The organism is Streptomyces venezuelae (genome assembly GCF_008642275.1).
Lineage (GTDB): Bacteria > Actinomycetota > Actinomycetes > Streptomycetales > Streptomycetaceae > Streptomyces > Streptomyces venezuelae_E.
Map to the genome: position 1 here is coordinate 6,728,774 of NZ_CP029189.1, position 18,304 is coordinate 6,747,077.

At 70.3% G+C, this 18,304-nt stretch carries 17 protein-coding genes and 1 pseudogene; 10 read left to right on the plus strand and 8 right to left on the minus strand.

Annotated features, from left to right (window positions below; all coding sequences use genetic code 11):
• Nucleotides 1–490: 490 nt before the first annotated feature.
• Nucleotides 491–7,813 carry a LamG domain-containing protein gene (locus DEJ51_RS29775; protein WP_150260704.1) on the minus strand — a complete coding sequence of 2,441 codons (7,323 nt, stop codon included), beginning with the start codon at nt 7,811–7,813 and terminating at the stop codon, nt 491–493.
• Nucleotides 7,814–8,201: 388 nt separating this feature from the next.
• Between DEJ51_RS29775 and DEJ51_RS29780 the strand changes: the two genes are divergently transcribed.
• On the plus strand, nt 8,202–8,456 hold the full coding sequence (locus tag DEJ51_RS29780) for a hypothetical protein (protein WP_030648714.1): 255 nt from the start codon (nt 8,202–8,204) through the stop codon (nt 8,454–8,456).
• Between the two features lie 458 nt (nt 8,457–8,914).
• Here the strand turns inward: DEJ51_RS29780 and DEJ51_RS29785 are convergent, their stop codons facing one another.
• The 4 genes from DEJ51_RS29785 to DEJ51_RS35310 form a co-directional block, all read right to left on the minus strand.
• Nucleotides 8,915–9,154: a helix-turn-helix domain-containing protein gene (locus tag DEJ51_RS29785; RefSeq protein ID WP_078658368.1), complete on the minus strand. Its 240-nt coding sequence runs from the start codon at nt 9,152–9,154 to the stop codon at nt 8,915–8,917.
• Between the two features lie 276 nt (nt 9,155–9,430).
• Nucleotides 9,431–10,711 (minus strand): ATP-binding protein, encoded by a 1,281-nt coding sequence (locus DEJ51_RS29790; protein WP_150260706.1) that lies wholly within the window; start codon nt 10,709–10,711, stop codon nt 9,431–9,433.
• Nucleotides 10,712–10,926: 215 nt separating this feature from the next.
• The gene (locus DEJ51_RS35305; RefSeq protein WP_234349608.1) at nt 10,927–11,343 is read right to left on the minus strand and encodes a PP2C family protein-serine/threonine phosphatase; all 417 of its coding nucleotides are present in this window, start codon (nt 11,341–11,343) and stop codon (nt 10,927–10,929) included.
• Nucleotides 11,343–11,969: a GAF domain-containing protein gene (locus tag DEJ51_RS35310; RefSeq protein WP_223836028.1), complete on the minus strand. Its 627-nt coding sequence runs from the start codon at nt 11,967–11,969 to the stop codon at nt 11,343–11,345. Before DEJ51_RS35310 ends, DEJ51_RS35305 begins: the two co-directional genes overlap by 1 nt.
• A gap of 262 nt (nt 11,970–12,231) precedes the next feature.
• Here DEJ51_RS35310 and DEJ51_RS29800 point away from each other — a divergent pair.
• The 8 genes and pseudogenes from DEJ51_RS29800 to DEJ51_RS29835 form a co-directional block, all read left to right on the plus strand.
• Nucleotides 12,232–12,607: pseudogene (locus DEJ51_RS29800) on the plus strand (alanine:cation symporter family protein); the annotation flags it as partial.
• A 363-nt stretch (nt 12,608–12,970) separates the two neighbouring features.
• On the plus strand, nt 12,971–13,312 hold the full coding sequence (locus tag DEJ51_RS29805) for an ArsR/SmtB family transcription factor (protein ID WP_030648705.1): 342 nt from the start codon (nt 12,971–12,973) through the stop codon (nt 13,310–13,312).
• A gap of 74 nt (nt 13,313–13,386) precedes the next feature.
• Complete coding sequence (locus tag DEJ51_RS29810; protein ID WP_078944031.1) at nt 13,387–15,042, plus strand: SulP family inorganic anion transporter; 1,656 nt, start codon at nt 13,387–13,389, stop codon at nt 15,040–15,042.
• The gene (locus tag DEJ51_RS29815) at nt 15,039–15,461 is read left to right on the plus strand and encodes a pyridoxamine 5'-phosphate oxidase family protein (RefSeq protein WP_223836029.1); all 423 of its coding nucleotides are present in this window, start codon (nt 15,039–15,041) and stop codon (nt 15,459–15,461) included. Before DEJ51_RS29810 ends, DEJ51_RS29815 begins: the two co-directional genes overlap by 4 nt.
• 17 nt (nt 15,462–15,478) lie before the next feature.
• Complete coding sequence (locus DEJ51_RS29820) at nt 15,479–15,883, plus strand: ATP-binding protein (RefSeq protein WP_150262245.1); 405 nt, start codon at nt 15,479–15,481, stop codon at nt 15,881–15,883.
• A 16-nt stretch (nt 15,884–15,899) separates the two neighbouring features.
• On the plus strand, nt 15,900–16,310 hold the full coding sequence (locus DEJ51_RS29825; protein ID WP_030648697.1) for an STAS domain-containing protein: 411 nt from the start codon (nt 15,900–15,902) through the stop codon (nt 16,308–16,310).
• A 46-nt stretch (nt 16,311–16,356) separates the two neighbouring features.
• Nucleotides 16,357–16,578, plus strand: coding sequence for an alkylphosphonate utilization protein (locus tag DEJ51_RS29830; protein WP_150260708.1), 222 nt, complete (start codon nt 16,357–16,359; stop codon nt 16,576–16,578).
• Between the two features lie 175 nt (nt 16,579–16,753).
• The gene (locus DEJ51_RS29835) at nt 16,754–17,089 is read left to right on the plus strand and encodes an ArsR/SmtB family transcription factor (protein ID WP_030648691.1); all 336 of its coding nucleotides are present in this window, start codon (nt 16,754–16,756) and stop codon (nt 17,087–17,089) included.
• A 145-nt stretch (nt 17,090–17,234) separates the two neighbouring features.
• Here DEJ51_RS29835 and DEJ51_RS34715 read toward each other — a convergent pair whose 3' ends face one another.
• From DEJ51_RS34715 to DEJ51_RS29845, 3 genes are read right to left on the minus strand one after another with little or no spacing between them, the layout of a single operon-like run.
• Complete coding sequence (locus DEJ51_RS34715) at nt 17,235–17,393, minus strand: DUF6126 family protein (RefSeq protein WP_158718350.1); 159 nt, start codon at nt 17,391–17,393, stop codon at nt 17,235–17,237.
• Nucleotides 17,390–17,593, minus strand: coding sequence for a hypothetical protein (locus DEJ51_RS29840; RefSeq protein ID WP_150260710.1), 204 nt, complete (start codon nt 17,591–17,593; stop codon nt 17,390–17,392). Before DEJ51_RS29840 ends, DEJ51_RS34715 begins: the two co-directional genes overlap by 4 nt.
• Complete coding sequence (locus tag DEJ51_RS29845; RefSeq protein WP_190620744.1) at nt 17,590–18,054, minus strand: ATP-binding protein; 465 nt, start codon at nt 18,052–18,054, stop codon at nt 17,590–17,592. Before DEJ51_RS29845 ends, DEJ51_RS29840 begins: the two co-directional genes overlap by 4 nt.
• Nucleotides 18,055–18,112: 58 nt before the next feature.
• On the opposite strand from DEJ51_RS29845, the gene DEJ51_RS34720 reads away from it, so the two are divergent.
• The gene (locus DEJ51_RS34720) at nt 18,113–18,283 is read left to right on the plus strand and encodes a hypothetical protein (RefSeq protein WP_190620746.1); all 171 of its coding nucleotides are present in this window, start codon (nt 18,113–18,115) and stop codon (nt 18,281–18,283) included.
• The last annotated feature ends 21 nt before the right edge of the window (nt 18,284–18,304 follow it).

Genomic DNA, 18,304 nt, shown 5'->3' on the forward strand with positions numbered 1-18,304 from the left:
TGGTTCGGGATGTCCATCCCGGCAGTATGGTCCGAGAATGGACCGGATCTTGGTCCCGGCCGACCAGACACGGGTTGCTCATCCGGAGGGCCAAGCTGCCGGGCTGGCGACGTCGTTGCAGTGCAGGATGCGGTGGGCGGTTGAGGGCGTGATCCCGGTCGGGGCGGTCACCCGCAGGGATCGATCAGGCAGCCGGTTGGCATGTCTGGTAGCGGCGCGTGGGCCGCGCGCCGCGAGTGTGTGGAGAGCCTGCTGGGGCTGGGGCTGGGGCTGGGGCTGGGGCTGGGGCCGGCCCGCGACGCGTACGGTCGGCGTCGGGTGGCGCTCGTTCCTCGCCCGGCTGCACCAACTCGGTGATCGGCACCGCCGCCAACACGGTCACCGCCTTCACCCCCGCCCGTGCGCAGCGCCTCTCCATTCCGCAGTGGGATGCTGTCGCCGGACGCCTGGCGCGCCCGGCCCTCCGAGGTGACGGAGGGCCGGGCCCAGGTCAGTTGTCCATGCCGAAGTAGCGGCTGAGGTAGTCGATGATCTCCGTGGAGTGGGGGAGGAGCTCGGGCAGCTGGGCGGCCAGGGCCGCGCGGGTGGCGGTGGCGAGGGCGCCGGTGCTGGTGGCGGCGGGGCGGACGTACGGTTCCAGGCGCTTGATCAGCTCGTAGTTGCTGTCGATGTTCTCGGCGCGCATCGCCTTCTCCAACGGCGGCGCCCCGGGCGGCGGGACGGGTGCGAGCACCCGGCTGACGTAGGTGACGCGGTGCAGGATCCGCCAGCACGGGGGCTTGGCGGAGTTCTGGCGGGTCTGCCGCAGGGCGGCGGCGTCGGGGGCGTCGCTGCCCGACAGCCAGGTGGGGTCGACGACCTTGTGGTAGAAGTCGTCGAAGTTGGCGCTGTTCTCGCCGAGGTAGAAGGTGAGGAAGCGGTAGGCGTCGACCTTGCCCGGCACCAGGACGGGCTTGCCCGCCGTGTCGTAGACGGGCTTGCCGTCCTTGTCGCGGCGCTGCAGGTCACCCGGGGGTGCGCACTGGACGTCGAGGCCGAAGGAGCGGGAGGCGTCCTTGCCCTTGGCCCGGGTGACGCTGAAACCGCCTCCCACGGAGGCCTCAAGCTGGCCGTAGAAGTTCACACCTTTGAAGCCGAAGTTGCCCCCGTAGGTGCCACCGATACTGCCGCTGAGCGCGTAGGAGCCGGAGGTGGTCTCGCTGACGGCGTCGGTGGCCTCGGTGGTCTCGGCGAAGAAGCCGCCCTGGGCCGTCCAGACGTAGGTGTTGACCAGGTCCCGGTGCGAGAAGCCGGTGGCGGCGGCGCTGCCGGCGGTGCTGCGCCCGGTCTCCTGCTGCTCGACGGACATGCCCATCGAGCGCAGGAGCGCGTTGGCCTGTCCCCGGGTCGGGTCTGGGCGCTGGGTCTCGGTCGAGACCGATTCGTAGAAGGCGTGCAGCCGCTGCTGGTCGCGGGTGATCCGGCGCTTGAGCGCGTAGGCGTCCCGCGGCTTGAAGTAGCTGTACTCGCCGTAGCCGGTGGCGGTGGGGTAGTCGGGGTCGGTGACCTTGCCGCGGTCGTCGAAGCCGACCGCGCCGTCCAGGGTGCCCTGCTTGGTGTAGCGGGGGTTGATCGGGAAGTGGATGAGGTTCCAGTCCGGCGGGATGTCCGGGTTGGGCAGCATCCGGTAGGCGACCAGGGCACCGGTGTGCGCCAGGCGCAGCGCGAAGACGTCGGCGGTCTGGGACTGCACGAGCGCCATGCCGTTGTTGGCGGGCACGTACCGGCGGCCGACGGCGGAGTTCAGCACCTTGGCGGCGTCCTCGGTGTAGCCGGTCAGGGCCAGCTTGGCCTTGCGGGCGGTGTTGGCGCCCTGGCTGACCTTGGTGTCCTCGCTCCAGGTGTTGGAGAACTCCAGGCGGCCCGTCAGGCCGACCTTCAACTGGGCGTCGGCGAGCGGGGACGCGATGCCGAAGCCGGCCGGAGCAGTGATCGACAGGACGCTGGCATCGGTCTCGAAGCCCACCGCGAAGCCGAAGGCGGCGTTGACGCTGCGGGTCTTGCTGGAGGACAGGCTCCGCACCACCTGGTTGGCCTCGGCGAACTCCACCGAGGAGGCGGCGGCGTAGCCGTCGGCCTTGTCGGTGAGGTTCTCCGAGGGCACCGGCGGGGCGCCCTCGATGTAGCCCATGAGTTGCGGGTCGAACTGGGCCTGGCCGACCCACTCGGTGGTCAGGTCACCCACCTTGTAGCCGGTGACCAGGTGCCAGCGGCCGTCGCGGACGAAGCCGTAGCAGCGCTTGAGCACACCGAGCGTCTCGCCCTTCGCGTCGTACTGGAGGTCGGCGTACTCGGTGGCGCCGGGGGCGCCGGCGATGGTGTCGTGGAAGGGAGTGCGGACGTCGGCGAGGGCCGACCGCACCTGGGCGGTGTCCGTGGACACGGGGGCGGTGGAGAGCAGGACGCGGGGCCGCTTCGCGGAGAAGGCGAGGTTGTTGCCGCGCAGGCCCTCGTCGCGCACCGAGGTGGTGCCGGGTTCGGTGGAGTCCCGGTCGAAGGGCCAGTAGCCGAGCAGGTCCCGCTTGTTCTCGCGCAGGCGGGTGAACAGGTTGTCGCTGATCTGCTCCCGGGTGCGGACGGTGCGCCAGATCCGCACCTCCTCCAGCGTTCCGGTCAGCAGCTCCGTCGGTTTGGCCCCTTCCAGGCGGGCGCCCAGGGTGAGCTGGGGATCGCCCCAGGAGGCGGTGTCCTGGGCGGTCACGGGGGCCTCGGACAGCGGCTCGCCGTTGCGGTACAGCCGCAGCGGGCTGGCCGTGGGGTCGACGTCGCGGGTCCAGCGGGCGCCCCGCAGCTTGGCCGGGAAGGAGCCGGAGACATCGACGGTGACGTTCCCGGCGTTCTCGTTGAAGGGCCAGCGGGCCAGCAGCCCCTTCTCACGCGCGGTGACCGGCTGCCCGAGCTGGACGGCCGGCCGTGCGGAGTTCCACAGCCGCACCTCGCACAGGACGCCGTGCAGCCCACGGCCGATCTCCAGCTCGCCGGAGTTGGACTGTGCACCAGGGCCGCTGTACAGGTGACTGCCGGCGGCTGCGCCGTCCAGGTAGAAGCGGATGTCCTGCTCGGACTGGATGCTCGCGTTCGCCTGGGCGGCAGCGGAGGTGTCGGGCTTGCGGCGCTGCCGCACCACGGTCACCCGCTGGAAGGCACCGACCGTCACGGCCCGGTCGGAGGTGTGCCGGACGGCTTTGCCGTCGGCCTCGGCGAAGGCGAACTCCACCCGGCCGTCGGCCAGGATGCCCAACTGGTACGGGACGCCGTCCCGGCCGCCGTCGACCACCGTGCCCTTGGCGAGCAGGCCCATCGGGGCGCCGAGCTTGTCGATCCGGACGAACGCCTCGATGGTGAGGTCCTCCAGGACGTCCAGCGAATTCTGCGGGGCCACCGACAGGCCCGCGCCGCCGTTCAGGCTCAGGGCCCAGGACTGGGCGAAGGTGGCGGCCAGGTGCGCCCATTCGTTGCACGGGAAACGCTCCGCCGAGCGCACCACCCGGTCGCCCACCCGCGCGACCACCTGGTAGCCCTTGATCGGTGAGGGCGGGCTGCTCGGCCCGTCGAAGGTCCAGTGCCCGAGCAGGCCCGGTTCGCGGCCGGAGAGCCGCTGGTGGCGCTCGGAGGAGATCTCGTGCTGGGTGCGGGCCCGGCCGAAGACGCGGACCTCGTCGATCCGGCCGTCGAGGTAGTCGCCGGTGAAGGGGAAGTGGCCCAGGATCAGCGGGCCGTTGCCGGTGTAGGCCCCGTTGGAGGTGCGGCGGGCGACCTCGACGCCGTCCCGGTAGAGGATCTGCTCGCGGGTGGCGTTCTTGTAGACCGCGGCCCAGTGGTGCCACTCCAGGTCCGGGTAGGCCTGGGTGGTCTTGAGGTCGTCGCCGTACAGCGAGAAGTAGAAGGTCTCGTCGGGGTGGACCCACAGGTGCAGGGACTGGTCGACCCGGCCGTCCGTCGCACCGTGGAACAGCAGCGGCTCGACGCGGCCCCGGGACTGGTTGCGCTTGGCCCACAGCTCGATGGTGAAGTCCCGGTTCGCCAGGTCGAGCGAGGGAGTCAGCTGGGCCTTGGTGCCGCCGACGAACTGCCAGGCCGGCAGGGCGGCCGGGGCGAGCGCCAGGGAGTAGCCCGATCCGTCCGTCCTGGCGTGGACGATCCGGCCCCCTCCGGCCTCGGGGTTGACCCAGGCCTCCAGGCTCAGGTCACCGGTCGGGGCGATGTTCTGCTGCTGGCCGGCGGGCAGGGTCAGGTACTGCTCCTTGCCGTCGAACAGGAAGGCCCGGCCGGGCATCTCGGCCCGCCAGCGGCAGCCGCGGCCGGTGATCGTCGCCTTGGCCGTGCCGTTGGGGACGGAGTCGACGCCGCCCGGGGTGAGCCCGATCAGGCGGGAGCCGGCGGACAGCAGGACCCCGGCCCGGGTGGACTCCGCCCGGGCCCAGTCGTAGCCGACCAGGCTGACCTTGTCGCCGGGCTTGATCGCGGTGCCCGCCGTCGTGAGGGTGAGCGTCTTGGCGCCGGTGAGGTTGTCGGCCTCCGCGGCGTAGCCGGTGCTGCCGATCACGAGGTGGGCCTTGGCCGGGACCGGCACGGTGGTGGCCCCGGTCAGCTCCACACTTCTGCCCGTCACCCGGGCGACCGCCCCGACCGTCACCGGCCGGCCGGGGCTCCCGGCCAGGGCGGCGGCCATCAGGTCGGCCTTGCGCGGCAGCGACCGCCAGGTCTCGGTGTCCGTCCCGACGGAGATCGTGAGGTCGCAGCGGCCGGGCGCGTCGCCGTCCGCGACCTTGATGGTGGCGCTGTCCAGGGCAACGGCCGGGTCGCGGGCGAGGAAGGTGAGCGTGCCGCCGTCCCCGGCGAGGGTCTGGGCACCGCGGACGACGCCGGTGTCGTAGTACACGGCGAAGAACTGGTTCTCGGCGCCGCGGAAGTACAGCACGACGTTGCCGGTGCCGCTGTCCAGCAGTGCGGGCCGGTCGGTGCCCCGGGCGAATTCGAGCAGGCCGCCGGACAGGCTCAGACCGGTGGAGTCCACCGCCAGCAGCGGCATCGCCACCGTCAGGTCGTCGTCCCCCCGCAGGGCGGTCGACAGGCGGGCCAGCTGGTCCCGGGCGTCCTTGAGTTCGGCCTGCTGGGCGGCCAGCACGAGCTGCAGTTCGGCGACCCGCTGTTGGGCTGTGCGCGCCTCCTGGAGGAGCTGGCGCGCGGCGTCCAGCTTCTCCTTCGCCGCGAGGTACGCCACGTCCACACCCGAGCGCATGGACAGGCGCGTCATCTTGAACAGGCCCGAGTCCGCGGTGAGGCATTCGCTCGACTGGACCAGGTGGGGTAACTGGTACGTGGAGGGCAAACCGATCGCGAGCCGGCTGCCGCGGTTGACGATGCGGACGTGCTCGCCCTCGGCGATCAGCTGGAACTGCGCGCTGACGTTGCCCGGTTCGCGGACGATCGTGCTCAGCCGGGCGGTCTCGGACGTCGAGTTGCCGGTGACGCGCAGGTCCCGGTTGCGCTCGCGGGCGACCAGGAAGTAGCAGGGCCGGCCGCCCTGGCTCTGGCCGGTGTCGTCCAACCACCAGGTCGACCGGGGACCGTTGGGGGGGACGAACTGCACTCCGGCCTCGTACTCCGAGGTGAGGATGGCGAAGAGCGACTGCGCCAGGTGGCCGCCGGCCAACTGGCGCGGTGTCTTGAGCTCCAGGCTGTAGATCCAGGAGGTGGCCAGGTCCTTCTCGGCGAGGTATCGCCGCTCCAGGTCGTCGAAGCCCGGCTTCAGCCGGTCGACTTCCGCCTGGTACTCGGCCACCCTGCCCGCGGTGCCGGCCAGCCGGGTTATCTCCGACTGAAGGGACGCGACCTCCGGCTCCAGCCGCTTGATCAGCTGCTGCAGGGCGCTGACCTGCTCCGAGTCGTGGCCCTTCGTCGGCCGCTTGAGCACCGCCGGGTCCAGCACGTCCGGCGCCTGGGCCAGCCGGCCGTCGCGGCCGACCGCGAAGTCCAGGCCCGCCAGGCAAGGGTTCTGGCCGTACCTGGCGGCGAACGCCAGCAGCACTCGGGCCTGCCGCTTGGCGGGCTTGGGGTCGGAGCGGTACCCGGCGACCACGTTCTCCTGCTGGTGGTACAGCACGGCCGACAGGCCGGACACCACCGAGCGCCCCTTGAGGACGAAGCTGTCGCGCCGCACCCCGGGGTGGTCGCCGACCGGGGCCTCCGAGCCGGTCCACTGCACGCCGCCGCCGAGGGTGCCGTGCAGCGCCCGGTCGGTCTGGTCGTTCGCGGTGCTCCCCGTGCCCTCGTCGAACCGGTAGTAGGCCACCAATCCCGGCTCGTTGCCGATCAGCCGGTAGCTCATGTCCTCGGTGAGCTCGGCGGCGGAACGCACCCGGTCCCAGATCCGGATCTCGTCGACGTCGCCCTTGAAAAGCCTGTCCGTACCACCGGAGGAGTCCTTGCCGACCAGGGTGTTCACACCGGTGGCCGGGGTGAACGGCAGCGCCCCGCTGCCGGCCGGCCTGCCGTTGACGTACAGCTTCGCGGTGGTGCCGTCGAAGGTGGCGGCGATGTGGGTGTAGGCGTCCGTCGGTACCGACTCGGTGGACAGGAGCGGCGACGGCGCGCCCCGGTGGGTGAGGCTCACCAGGCCGGCGGCGTCCACCGCCAGCAGGTACTCCCCGCTCCTGGCCAGCACCGGGCCGTCGTAGGAGGCGGGTTTGACCCAGGCCTCGATCGAGTACGCCCTGCCGCCGAACCGCAGAGCCGCCGGATCGCCCAGGTCGAGGTGGGCGTCGGTGCCGTTCAGCCGCAGCGCGGTCTCCGCCCGCCCCTCGGTGCCCGTCACCGGCACCAGCTCGCGTCCGGTGAACGGGCAGTTGCCCGGGCTGCGCTCGAACACCGCGTCGCGGTAGAGCGGGTCGGGGCTGGTGTAGAAACGGGTGCCCCGGGTGTTGAACAGGCCCTGGGCGCCCTGCTCGACGCTGAAGGAGTCGACCCGCCCGGTGGCGTCGTTGTGGGCGAACAGCTGCCAGCGCTGCACGCCGCTGATCGCGGTGGGCACCAGCACGGCGGCGAACCGGCCCTGGGTCAGGTTCCGTACGAAGGACAGCTCCTGGGTCGGCTCGTGGAAGGGGCGGCCCTCCATGTCCTCGGTGCCCAGGCTGTCCTTGGCCGACTCGGGACGGGTGGCGTGCCGGCTGCGCTTGTAGCGGACCTCCAGAACCGGCTTGAGCTTGCCGTCCACCAGCAGGAACCGGTCGCACAGCAGGGTGTCGCGCACCAGCGGCACCTTCTTCGTACCGCTGAGCACGTAGTCCGTGCGGGACGCGCTGCCCGAACAGCCGCCGCCGGTCAGCTTGTACACCGCGTCGGAGTGCGTCTCGCCGACCGACTGCCGTAACACCACCACGTACGTGCCGTCGGAGACCACGTGGAACGGGGCGTCCGCCGTCAGCCGCGCGGTGGTGGACAGGAACGGGTCGGTCTCCTGGGCCGTGGGCCGCTCGTCGACGGCCGCCTCGGCCCCGCCGCGCTTGACCGTCGGCATCGCCGTCGCGCCGACCACTGCGTACCCCACCTCGGCCAGCTCCCGGGGGAAGACCAGCTCGGCCGGGTTGTCGCTCCAGTAGGCGGTGTCCGCCTCGCCCTTGGCCGGCGGGCCGGACAGGTCCAACACCGAGTAGACGATTCGGCGGGACGCATCCATCGCGAACGCGATGGTGGTGCCCTGGTGCCGCGCCATCGTCACGTGCCGGTACGACCGGTCTCCGTAGATCTTGAGCAGGGATTCCTGCGGTGCCACTGCTTCCCCTCCCGCGAGCATGACCGCTGACCCCGGCCCTCACGGTCCGGAGCGGCGCTGAACGTGCGGATCACTCCTGACGGAGCGTCGGCCATTCTGGCACCCACAGTTACGATTGCGCGGAGGTCGTGGAGCCGCTCGGGCGGTACACGGCTTGAACACCGCTCCGGGTGGCCGGACTTCGCCGTCCGGCGACCATTGTCACGGCCGAGGGGACGCAGGCCCGGCGAAGCCGTCGGGTGGCCGCCCCGCCGTGTCGTTCCGCGTTCCACCCGCCGTCGGCACCCGTTGCGACCGGCGCCTGCTGCCGCCCGAGCGGTAGGCCGAGCGGCTCAACTCGCCCCTGCCGGAGCCGGGAAAACCGGAAACCAGCTACGACCTTGGTCTTATGGGCGTGCGCGACTGGATCGGGCACACCGGCGAGATTCCCGGCTTCACCGCGACGCTCTTCTACCACCCGGGGCTGGACGCCACTGTGGTGGTGCTGGTCAACAGCGATGTCGCGTCGGGAGGATGCCCGCCTCAGATCCCCACCTTGGCGAAGAGCCGCCGCAACGGCCCGTGCGACGTACCGGCGAACCTGATCAGTGCCGCACTCGCGGACGCCCTTGGCAAGCCCATTCCGCCGCCGCCCACCCCCTGAGAACATCCTGCGAGGCGAACGGCGACACCCCTCCGCCCGGCCGTAGCTGGAGGATCGACTTGCGCTGTTCCGCAGGGGCGCCGGCCGGGAATCTGGTCCGTGACTGGTCCGGAAGGAAGGGCTGAGCTGACCCCTTGGGTCGGTGCAGTGGTTTCACACCGGTCGGTGTCTGATCGCAAGAGAGCTCCCGGAGAGCAATCTCCGTTCAAGGAGCTCGACTTCGGGCTCTAGAAGAATCCGAGCTTCTTGGGGGAGTGGCTGACCAAAACGTTCTTCGCCTCCTGGTGGTACAGCAACTACACCTCTCCTGACCTGGTAAAAGGGCAATTGGCGTGGCTTGTTGGCGAGGGCTGGTCCGGAAATTGCCCGGATCTTGGGTCCTGGCGGTCCTGGGATGGAGGGCGTGGGGTGGGCTGGGAGGCTCCTGGCGGCCTCGCATCGGCACGGCACGGATACGGTCAAGGCCGGTCCTCCGGTACGGCGCGTGAGGCCTCCCCGGTTCGGTGGCGCCGCCATTCACGCGGTGTGACGCCGTACGTGGCCCGGAACCGACGGGTGAAGTGGCTGGGGCTGGTGAATCCGCAGCGCGCCGCCACTGCCGACACGGGGAGGCCGGCGTGCTGAGGAGAGGTCAGCAGGCGGCAGGCCGCTTCGAGTCGCTCGGATATGACCCACTGTTCGAGCCAGGGCCAGGGCATGCAGTCGTCCGAGAGCGACAGACTCTGGTCCGTCCGCGACCCCGGCTCGTGGCCCGTGCCAGGTCCGGGAAACCAGACCGAATCCCCGTCTGACTGCGCGATGTACTCGTCGATCGCTCAAGGTGTGTGGAAGCGGGGCCGCGCGAGACGGCAACACCCGCTCCGGAATCCGCCGTCGGAGGCTTCCTTGAGGACCTCGACCTTGTCGCGGATCCGGTCGACGGCGGCGTCGTCGCGGAAGGCATCCTGGTCGGGTTCGCGGCGTGTGCCTCGACGTCACATGCGCACGTACTCCTCGGTGTCCTCGGCGAAGTCTTTCAGTGCCTGGTCGGTGAGTGTGGGTCTGGTCTGGGCTATGGCCTGCAGGTAGTCCTGCGTGCCGATCGGGATGCCTTTGCGCTGGGCGACTTCGCGTTCGAAGGCGGTGGCGGCGCCCTTGCGAGCGGCGAACTCTATGTCGGCCGGCGTGAACATTGCGCTTGCCTCTACCAAAGCGTGCAGGTCGACCTGGGCGGCGGCGGGTCCGAGGTAGCGCCGCCAGATGGCCGAACGGGCCTCCGGGTCCGGCGGGCCGACGGGGATGACGTAGTCGAAGCGGCCGGGCCGAAGGAACGCCGGGTCGAGGGAGCGGACGGAGTTCGTGGCGCAGATCAGGAGGCGGTCGTCGTGGTCGCGGAAGCCGGGGATCAGCTTGAGCAGTTCGTTGGTGACTCCGTGACTGGGGTCGACAGCCGTACCGGACCGGACAGAGGCGATCTCCTCGACCTCGTCGATGAAGAGCAACACCGTCTCCAGTTCGGCCAGTTCCGTGAACACCTCCCGCAGCGAGGTCGCCAGCCCTCCCTCGTGGGACGAGGCAAGCCGGGAGGGGAAGAGTTCCACGAAGGGCCACCGCAGCCGCGAGGCGACCGCTCGGGCGAAGCTGGTCTTGCCCGTGCCCGGCGGTCCGAAGAGGATGACCGCCTTCGGCGGCCTCACTCCGTACTGCTCGGCCAGCACGGACTGTGCCAGTGGTAGCACGATCCGCCGCTCGATGGCCTCTTTCTCCCGCTCCATTCCGGCGAGGCTGTCCCACAGACCCTCCGGAAGCATCCTTCCCCCGAGTTCCGCCAGGAGGCCGGCGTCGCTTGCACCGAGGTGTTCGACCTTCTCGTAGAAGACGAGCCCGGCCCGGGGGCGGTATCCGGAATTCTCCAATGCTGCGGTTCCCGTCGCCCCCGGCGCGAGAAGCGCGCCGATCCGGCGGGCTCCCAGCGACCGCAGGCGCCGTTCAAGCTCGGCGATCAAGGAACTCCCGATTCCGCGGTTGCGCCACGTCCCGGCCAGAGCCACCACCATGATCCAACCCCGCTCGCCACAGGCCTGCGCCACGGCGACACCCACCAGCTCGTCGCCGACCACCGCCACCACGGCGGGTCCTCCGGCCCTGGCTGCGGTCACGACTTCCGAAACGGGGAAGACGGCAGGGGCCTCGTCCGCTTGCTGGTTCTGGTCCCAGATCTGGATGGCGCGGTCCAGGTCGTCGTCGTGGAAGTCCCGCAGTCGCCACGTCGGCATCGCAACCACCTTCGTGAAGGAGCCGGGGCCACCGCCGTTCCGCAGGGCAGAGAGCACGGTGCTCCCGGCAACGGATCCATGCTTCATTCTCCGTGTGCGTGCCACTTGTGTGCGCGTCGACCGATTCGGCATGGGGAGCCGCCGACAACCGCAGGCTGTCAAGTGCGCCCGCCTGCGTCGCAAGGGCGCACAGGGCGCTGCAACGTACTACATGACTACTGTGCGCGACGGTCGTCACGTCTTGTGTGTGAACAGTTCGGATAGGTCACGGACCCGAGTCGAGGGGCGCCCGATTGAGATCCGTCGGTATCGCTGTACACGAGGAGTACGGAGCCGGGCGGAAGTGTGATTTCGGTGGTGGGGTAGTCGGCCTCGGGGTCGATGCCCAGAACGAGTTCGGGGGGCAGCCTCAGGAATTCGGTCCGGCCGTCGGGGTGGCGGAGCAGGGGTGGCGGGTGTCCAGCGGTGGCGAGACGGGCGCGGTGATGGGCGAGGTCGAGCTGGGCGATCAGGCTGCTGGTGAACAGTCTGGCGTCGAGGTCGGTCAGGAGGCGGTTGGTGCGGGCGAGCAGGTCTCCGGGGGAGGCGCTTGCGGTGGCGTGCGCCTGGACAGCGGTGCGGACCTGCCCCATCAGGAAGACGGCGGTGTTGTGGCCTTGGACGTCGCCGATCGCCGCTGTGGTGGCGGTGGGAGTGTGGATGAGGTCGTAGAGGTAGCCGCCGATAGCCATGCCGTGGCCGGCCGACTGGTAGCGGGCGGCGACGTCAAGGCCGGGGACGTGGGGCAGGGCGGGGGCAGCAGGCCGGTCTGGACGGTGTGGGCGAGGGTGTGCTGGGCGTCGTAGAGGCGGGCGCGGTCCAGGGCTTGGGCGATCAGTCCGGCGAGGGAGGCGAGGAGAGCAGGTTCGGTTGGTGGGAAGGGGCGGGGCTGGTCGTAGGAGAGGACGAGGGAGCCGATGCTGTGGCCGGAGACGGTGAGGGGTAGGAAGGCCCAGGCGTTCCCGGAGGCGGAGCGGGGTGCGTCGGGGTAGGTGCGCCGGAAGTCGGCGGAGTCGGGGAAGGAGACGGCGTCGCCCGTGGCCCTCGCGTGCGCGGTCGGGGTACGGGAGGTCAGGGGCGTACCGTCGAAGCGGTTGATGAACTCCGTGCTGTAGCCGCGGTGGCCGATGACGTGCAGGCGGCCTTCGTCGGCACTCATGAGGACCAGGCCCTGGGGCTCGAAGGCGGGCACGACCTGGTCGGCAACGACGTCGGTCACGTCTTGAACGCTGTCGGCTTCGGCGAGGTGGGTCAGGTGGTACGCACCAGGGCACCGACTGATTCATCGGACTGCGTGGCCTGTGAGGTGGCCGTCCGTAGCGGGGCGGGTGTGATGTGGACGCTGATGCCAGTGCCGTCGGGGTAGAGCTGGAAGAGGAGTTGCTTGTCCGGGGAGCGCGTGGCGGTGAACGAGGTGGGCCGGCGGGTGACCGCCGCAGCTCTGTAGCTTTCCTCGCTGACCGGTGCGTGCAGCCACGGCAGTGCTTCCCAAGGCCGACGGCCCGCGAGTGAGGCGGCATCGGCGCTCTTGCATCGCCAAATGGCTCGGGGCATCACCTTCCAACCCGGCCCCATGGGTGGGACCCAGCTTGCGCTGATCTTCACCCAGCTCGTCGTGGCCGGCCCGGTCTTCTCCGGCTGGTTCGGACTGGTCCGGATGCGTAGGTCCGCCCTGCGGTGGACGTGGTGCGTGGCAGGTGTGACGAGAAGGGTTCGACAGTCGCTCACTTCTGGGCGCTGATCGCTGCCGTCTCCGGAACGGTGGGCCTCGCCAACATCGCTGGTGTCGCCGTCGCCGTGTCCATCGGGGGTTCCGGCGCGACGCTCCGGATGATCCTCCGTGGCCTCCTTGGCCTGCGATGAAGCTCGTCGAGGGACGAAGGCCAGGAGCCGGTGACGGGAGGATATTTCTTCTTCCGGGAGCTCGACTTGGCGCTCCAGAAGAACCCAATCGGGCGTGCAGAGCGCCCGCCCGCCGGGCCGCCGCGTCCCTGGCCTGAACTTCACGGGCGTGTCTGCAAGTGCCGAAGCGGCTCTGCCGCCGGACGTTGCGGCGAGGTCCCTTCTGTGCAGTGCACCCGCAGCGGGTGCGGATCGCAGGATCTGTAAATTGCAGAAATCTGCAATTTAATAGATGCTGTGATTGCTGTGTCAGTAGGTAGCCGCGGGCACGGCGCCAGGCGTATGCCCCGTTCGGGGTGGTGAGAAGGGTGCGAGACCGTGCCGGTTCCGCTGTATCAGGCGAAGGCCGAGTTCTTCCGGATGCTCGGGCACCCGGTGCGGATAAGGGTTTTGGAGCTCCTGCAGGACGGGCCGATGCCGGTGCGGGACCTGCTGGCCGCGATCGAGGTCGAGCCCTGCGCCTTGTCCCAGCAGCTCGCGGTCCTACGCCGCTCGGGGATCGTTGCCTCGACCCGTAACGGCGCTACCGTCGTCTACGCACTGGCCGGCGGGGACGTCGCTCAGTTGATGCTGGCGGCGCGGCGGATCCTGACCGAGGTCCTGACGGGGCAGAGCGAGCTGCTGGAGGAACTGCGCGAGTCCGAGGTCCCGGCCTCGTGAGCGTGAATACCGCCCTGACCGCCGTGCTCGGCCGGGTCCGCTGCGTTCTGCCCGCCCGGGCCGACTGGGCCGTCATGGCCCGCAGCCCCCGCCGGGACCTGCTGGCCGGGCTCGCGGTGGCGATCGTCGCCCTTCCCCTCGCGCTAGGGTTCGGGGTCTCCTCCGGTCTGGGCGCGGAGGCGGGGCTGGCCACCGCTGTGGTCGCGGGCGCGCTCGCCGCCCTGTTCGGCGGGTCGAACCTCCAGGTGTCCGGACCGACCGGTGCGATGACCGTCGTCCTGGTGCCGATCATCGCCCAGTACGGGCCTGGCGGTGTCCTGGCCGTCGGGCTGATGGCCGGCGTGCTCCTGATCGGTCTCGCCCTGCTGCGGGCCGGGCAATACATGCGGTACGTGCCGGCACCGGTGGTGGAGGGCTTCACCCTGGGGATCGCGTGCGTGATCGGCCTCCAGCAGATACCCAATGCCCTCGGGGTCGCCAAGCCGGAGGGCGAGAAGGTCCTGCTCGTGGCGTGGCGGGCGCTCGTGGAGTTCGTGGCCTTCCCGAACTGGACGGCGATCGGCCTCTCGGTGGGTGTCGCGGCAGTGATGCTGGCCGGGGCGAGGTGGAAGCCGACGGTCCCCTTCTCGATCGTCGCGGTCATCGCCGCGACCGTGATCGCGCAGGTCTTCCGTCTTGACGAGGCGGCCCCGATCGGTGACCTTCCCTCCGGGCTCCCCGCTCCGTCCCTGGCCTTCCTCAAGGCTTCCGAGTTCGGCTCGCTGCTGGCCCCGGCGGTCGCAGTCGCGGCGCTCGCCGCGCTGGAGTCCCTGCTGTCGGCGACCGTGGCGGACGGGATGACGGTGGGCCAGAAGCACGATCCGGACAAGGAACTGTTCGGGCAGGGCATCGCCAACCTCGCGGCTCCGCTGTTCGGCGGTGTGCCGGCCACCGCCGCGATCGCCCGCACGGCGGTCAACGTCCGCACCGGCGCCTCCTCCCGGCTGGCCGCGCTCACCCACGCCGCGGTGCTCGCGGTGATCGTGTTCGCCGCCGCCCCCTTGGTGTCGAAGATCCCTCTCGCCGCGCTGGCCGGCGTGCTTCTGGCGACGGCGATCCGCATGGTCGAGGTCGGATCGCTGCGCGCGATGGCGAAGGCGACCCGCTCGGATGCCGTCGTGCTCGTCCTGACCGCCGCGGCCACCCTGGTTCTCGACCTCGTGTACGCGGTGATCATCGGCCTCGTCGTCGCGGGAGCCCTCGCCTTGAAGGCGGTGGCGAACCAGGCCCGGATGGAGCAGGTCGACTTCCGCCCGGACCTGCCTGGCGAGCACAGCGACGAGGAACACGCCCTGCTCGCCGAGTACATCGTGGCCTACCGCATCGACGGACCGCTCTTCTTCGCCGGCGCCCACCGCTTCCTCCTCGAACTCTCCGAGGTCTCCGACGTGAAGGTGGTGATCCTGCGCATGGCGAGGGTGACCACCCTGGACGCCACCGGCGCCCTCGTCCTGAAAGACGCGGTCGAGAAGCTGAACCGGCGCGGCATCGCCGTCATGACCTCCGGTATCCGGCCCGGCCAGCGCCAGGCCCTGGACGCCGTCGGCGCCCTGGACCTGCTGCGCCTGGAGGGCCGTGAGTACGCCACCACCCCCGAGGCGATCGCCGGCGCCCGCAAGCACTTGGAGCGGGCAGGACTGCTGCCCCGTACGCACCACCGACCGCACCGCATCCGGAAGGCCGCACGATGACCGTCCCCGCCGACCTCCGCATGATCGAGGTCTCCGGCACCGAGGCTCTCTGGCTCCTCGAGGGCTCCGCCCAAGGCCGACTCGTCTACATCCAGCGGGAGGTGGCCGTCGTCCGCCCCGCCACACACGTGATGGAGTACGGACGCCTCGTCGTCCGGGCCCCCGTACAAGCCGCCACCATCCCCGGCCGGGCGCTGCTGACCTACCAGGTCGACGAGATCCGCAGCCCAGCCGGCACCGGCTGGACGGTCAGCGCCCACGGCCCGGCCGATGTCATCGCCGACCCAGACGAGGCCGCCCACTACCGGCGCACCCTGCCCGGCTGGGCCCACGGCCCCCATGACACCCTGCTGCGCCTGCACCCGCATTCCGTGTCCGGGTTCCGCCTGGCCCGCACCGTGAACGGGGTGGGCCGGTGACTGTCCAGGTCGAGGCGATGCCCCACCGGCACGTGCTGGACGTGCCGGCCATGGGGGCCGCCGTCCGCATCGCCCGCGAGACCACGGAGCTGGTCCTGGTGGAGTGCGGGGTGGGCCTTCGCCATCCGAGCGTCGGGCCGGCGCTGCTGATCGTGGCCGAGCTGGTGACCAACGCGGTCCGTCATGCCGCCGTGACGTCCCCGATGATCACGGTCACCTACGCGCACGGGCCGGGAGGATTCGCGTTCGCCGTCCACGACCGCCACCCCTACCACCCCGCCCTGTTCGGGGCGCTCGCCACCGCCCCGGGCAGCGGCTTGGCGATGGTGGTGGAGATGACGATGGAGCTCGGCGGCACCGCCGTCGTACGGGCGGATACGGACGGGCGTGGCAAGGCCATCTGGATCACCCTTCCCCTGTAAAGCCGAGGAGCTGACGATGACGATCGAATGGCGCTACACCACTCGCCAGGACCTGGGCGTGCTGTCCCTGGCCGGGTACCTCGGCGCGGACGCCACCGACCGGTTCACCGGAGCGATCGGCTGGGCGCTCGCCCGGGGCACCGGACCGGTCATCCTGGACCTGACTGGTCTGCTGGGTTGGTCGGCCGGCGGGCAGATCGCCGTCGCCCAGGCCGCCCGCCGCCTCGCCGAGAGTGGACGCCGGCTCGAGCTCGCCGCGATCCCCGCGGACGGCTCGCTCGTCCCCGACGCGACCTGCCCGCCCATGCCCGTCCACTGCGACCTCGCCGGCGCCCTGGCCGCCCACGGTGCCCCGGGCACGGTCAAGCAGTGGACCACCGACGACTGGCCCACCTCGCACTCTCCCGAGGCACCCGCCCTCACCTGAGACAGCACCACCATCCACACGAACAGCGACGAAGGACACCACCGCCATGGGCGACATCATCTTCAAGGACTCCAACGGCACCGTCCTGGAGGACGGGGACTCGGTCACTCTGACCAAGGACCTGAAGGTCAAGGGCACCTCCGAGACCCTCAAGCGCGGCACCCTGGTCAAGAACATCCGCCTCACCTCTCGCCCCGGCGAGGTCGAGTGCAACACCAAGAAGGTCAAGGGCCTGGTCCTGAAGACCGAGTTCCTCAAGAAGGCCTGACCGGCGAAGGCCCCGCCCCGGCGTGCCGAACGTCACGACGGTGCCCCGCCGGGTCCACGAGTTGCAAGGATCTGCAATTGTGGAGGTCGCAAGGTGTGAAGAGGGGCGAACGGATGCCTCTACGAAGGAACGGTTCCGGGTGGATGAGATGGGCAGTCACGACAGGGGTACCCAGGTGAGTACACCGCTGTACCAGCTGAAGGCGGAGTTCTTCAAAACGCTGGGGCACCCGGTCCGCATCCGCGTCCTGGAACTCCTGGCCGAGCGCGAGCACGCGGTCGCCGAGATGCTGCCCGAGGTCGGGGTGGAGGCCGCGAGCCTCTCCCAGCAGCTGGCCGTGCTGCGCAAGTCCAACCTGGTGGTGACCCGCCGGGAGGGCTCGAGCGTGTACTACGCGCTCACCGACCCCGAGATCGTCGATCTCCTGCGGGTCGCCCGAAGCATCCTCTCCGGCGTTCTGGAGGGCCAGGCCGAACTACTGGCCGACCTCAAGGCCAGCCGCCACGCCTGAAAGGTGCCGGCCCTGCGGGGACCGCGCCCCACGTACGCGGCCGTCTTCCGTCAGTGCGGGTTCAACGTGCTTCTGACACCGGAAGACGGCCGCTCCCTCATATGCCGAACCGCGCCGCAGGCGTTCGGGCCCACTCCGGTCCCCCTCACTTCTGGGCGTGCTGCCCCAAGTAGAACAGCAACCAGATGAACCCGGCGAACACGTGCGTGCCGAAGATGTAGAAGAAGGCCCGCATCGCAACGCCCTTCTCCTTCCACTTCTCGTGCTCCGTCGCCGTGTCCTTCTCGGGCAGGTTGTCCGTCATGACGCACCTTCCTCCTTCGTGCTCGGCTTCTCGACCGGGTGGCGGCACGGGCGGATGCGGACCTGCATGCCGTGTTCGCCGGCGTACTCGATGGCGGCCGCGACTTCGCCGGCCTCGACCGTGCGAACCTCCGACTCAGGGCCGGTTCCGAGGTAGGTGATCTTGTACAGCTGTACGGCCTTTTGGCTCCTGCTGGTCATGGTGTGCCTTCCGGCAGGATGAAGCGGACGACCACCGTTTTGCCGTGCCCGCCGGAGGAAGGCTGGATACGGATGTCGCCGCCGAACGTGCGCGCCAGGTCAGCCACCGTGCGTAGCCCCTGCCCGGAGGTCTGGCCGGCGTCGGCCAGCGCTATCGGGCGCGGGTCCAGGTCCTCGACCGAGACCACGAGCAGGTGCTCGGCCATGTGGAGAGTCACCTCCGCATCCGGGGAGTCCTGAGCGTGCCGGACGGCGTTGGTCACCAGTTCGCTGACCACCAGGAGCACGGCGCCGAAGAGGGCGCTGGAGCTCTCAAGCCCGAAGGAGACGAGGGACCGTTCGCTGCGCTCGCGCGCGGCCCGCACGGAACCCGGCACCAGCGGCACCGTCCACACGTGCTTGAGCACCTCGACGGCAGGCCGGCCGTTGGGGTGCCGGGCCATCACCGACGCCTCGGACACGCCGGTGCCACTGTCTGGTTCACCGGCCGTCTCCTGCGTCGGTGGCCATGCCGTGATCGTGGGCCACGCGCAATGCGTCCTCCAGCTCCTCTGCCGCCTGCGCCACCTCGAAGGCATCGTCAGCCTCCTGTGCAGCCTGGAGACGAGCCCGCGCCACGCGGACCCGTTCCAGCGCCGCTTCCTCGAACCCGGCCACACCGGGACCCCCGTCCACCATATCCAGAACTAGTAAATTGCATAACTCTGCAAG

What these genes read in the sequence shown, in the direction of transcription:
- DEJ51_RS29780 (WP_030648714.1), top strand. Translation starts at nt 8,202, where the DNA reads ATGGGCGTGCGCGACTGGATCGGGCACACCGGCGAGATTCCCGGCTTC.
- DEJ51_RS29785 (WP_078658368.1), bottom strand. Translation starts at nt 9,154, where the DNA reads ATGCCCTGGCCCTGGCTCGAACAGTGGGTCATATCCGAGCGACTCGAA.
- DEJ51_RS29790 (WP_150260706.1), bottom strand. Translation starts at nt 10,711, where the DNA reads ATGCCGACGTGGCGACTGCGGGACTTCCACGACGACGACCTGGACCGC.
- DEJ51_RS35305 (WP_234349608.1), bottom strand. Translation starts at nt 11,343, where the DNA reads ATGGGGCAGGTCCGCACCGCTGTCCAGGCGCACGCCACCGCAAGCGCC.
- DEJ51_RS29810 (WP_078944031.1), top strand. Translation starts at nt 13,387, where the DNA reads ATGGCCCGCAGCCCCCGCCGGGACCTGCTGGCCGGGCTCGCGGTGGCG.
- DEJ51_RS29815 (WP_223836029.1), top strand. Translation starts at nt 15,039, where the DNA reads ATGACCGTCCCCGCCGACCTCCGCATGATCGAGGTCTCCGGCACCGAG.
- DEJ51_RS29820 (WP_150262245.1), top strand. Translation starts at nt 15,479, where the DNA reads ATGCCCCACCGGCACGTGCTGGACGTGCCGGCCATGGGGGCCGCCGTC.
- DEJ51_RS29825 (WP_030648697.1), top strand. Translation starts at nt 15,900, where the DNA reads ATGACGATCGAATGGCGCTACACCACTCGCCAGGACCTGGGCGTGCTG.
- DEJ51_RS29830 (WP_150260708.1), top strand. Translation starts at nt 16,357, where the DNA reads ATGGGCGACATCATCTTCAAGGACTCCAACGGCACCGTCCTGGAGGAC.
- DEJ51_RS34715 (WP_158718350.1), bottom strand. Translation starts at nt 17,393, where the DNA reads ATGACGGACAACCTGCCCGAGAAGGACACGGCGACGGAGCACGAGAAG.
- DEJ51_RS29840 (WP_150260710.1), bottom strand. Translation starts at nt 17,593, where the DNA reads ATGACCAGCAGGAGCCAAAAGGCCGTACAGCTGTACAAGATCACCTAC.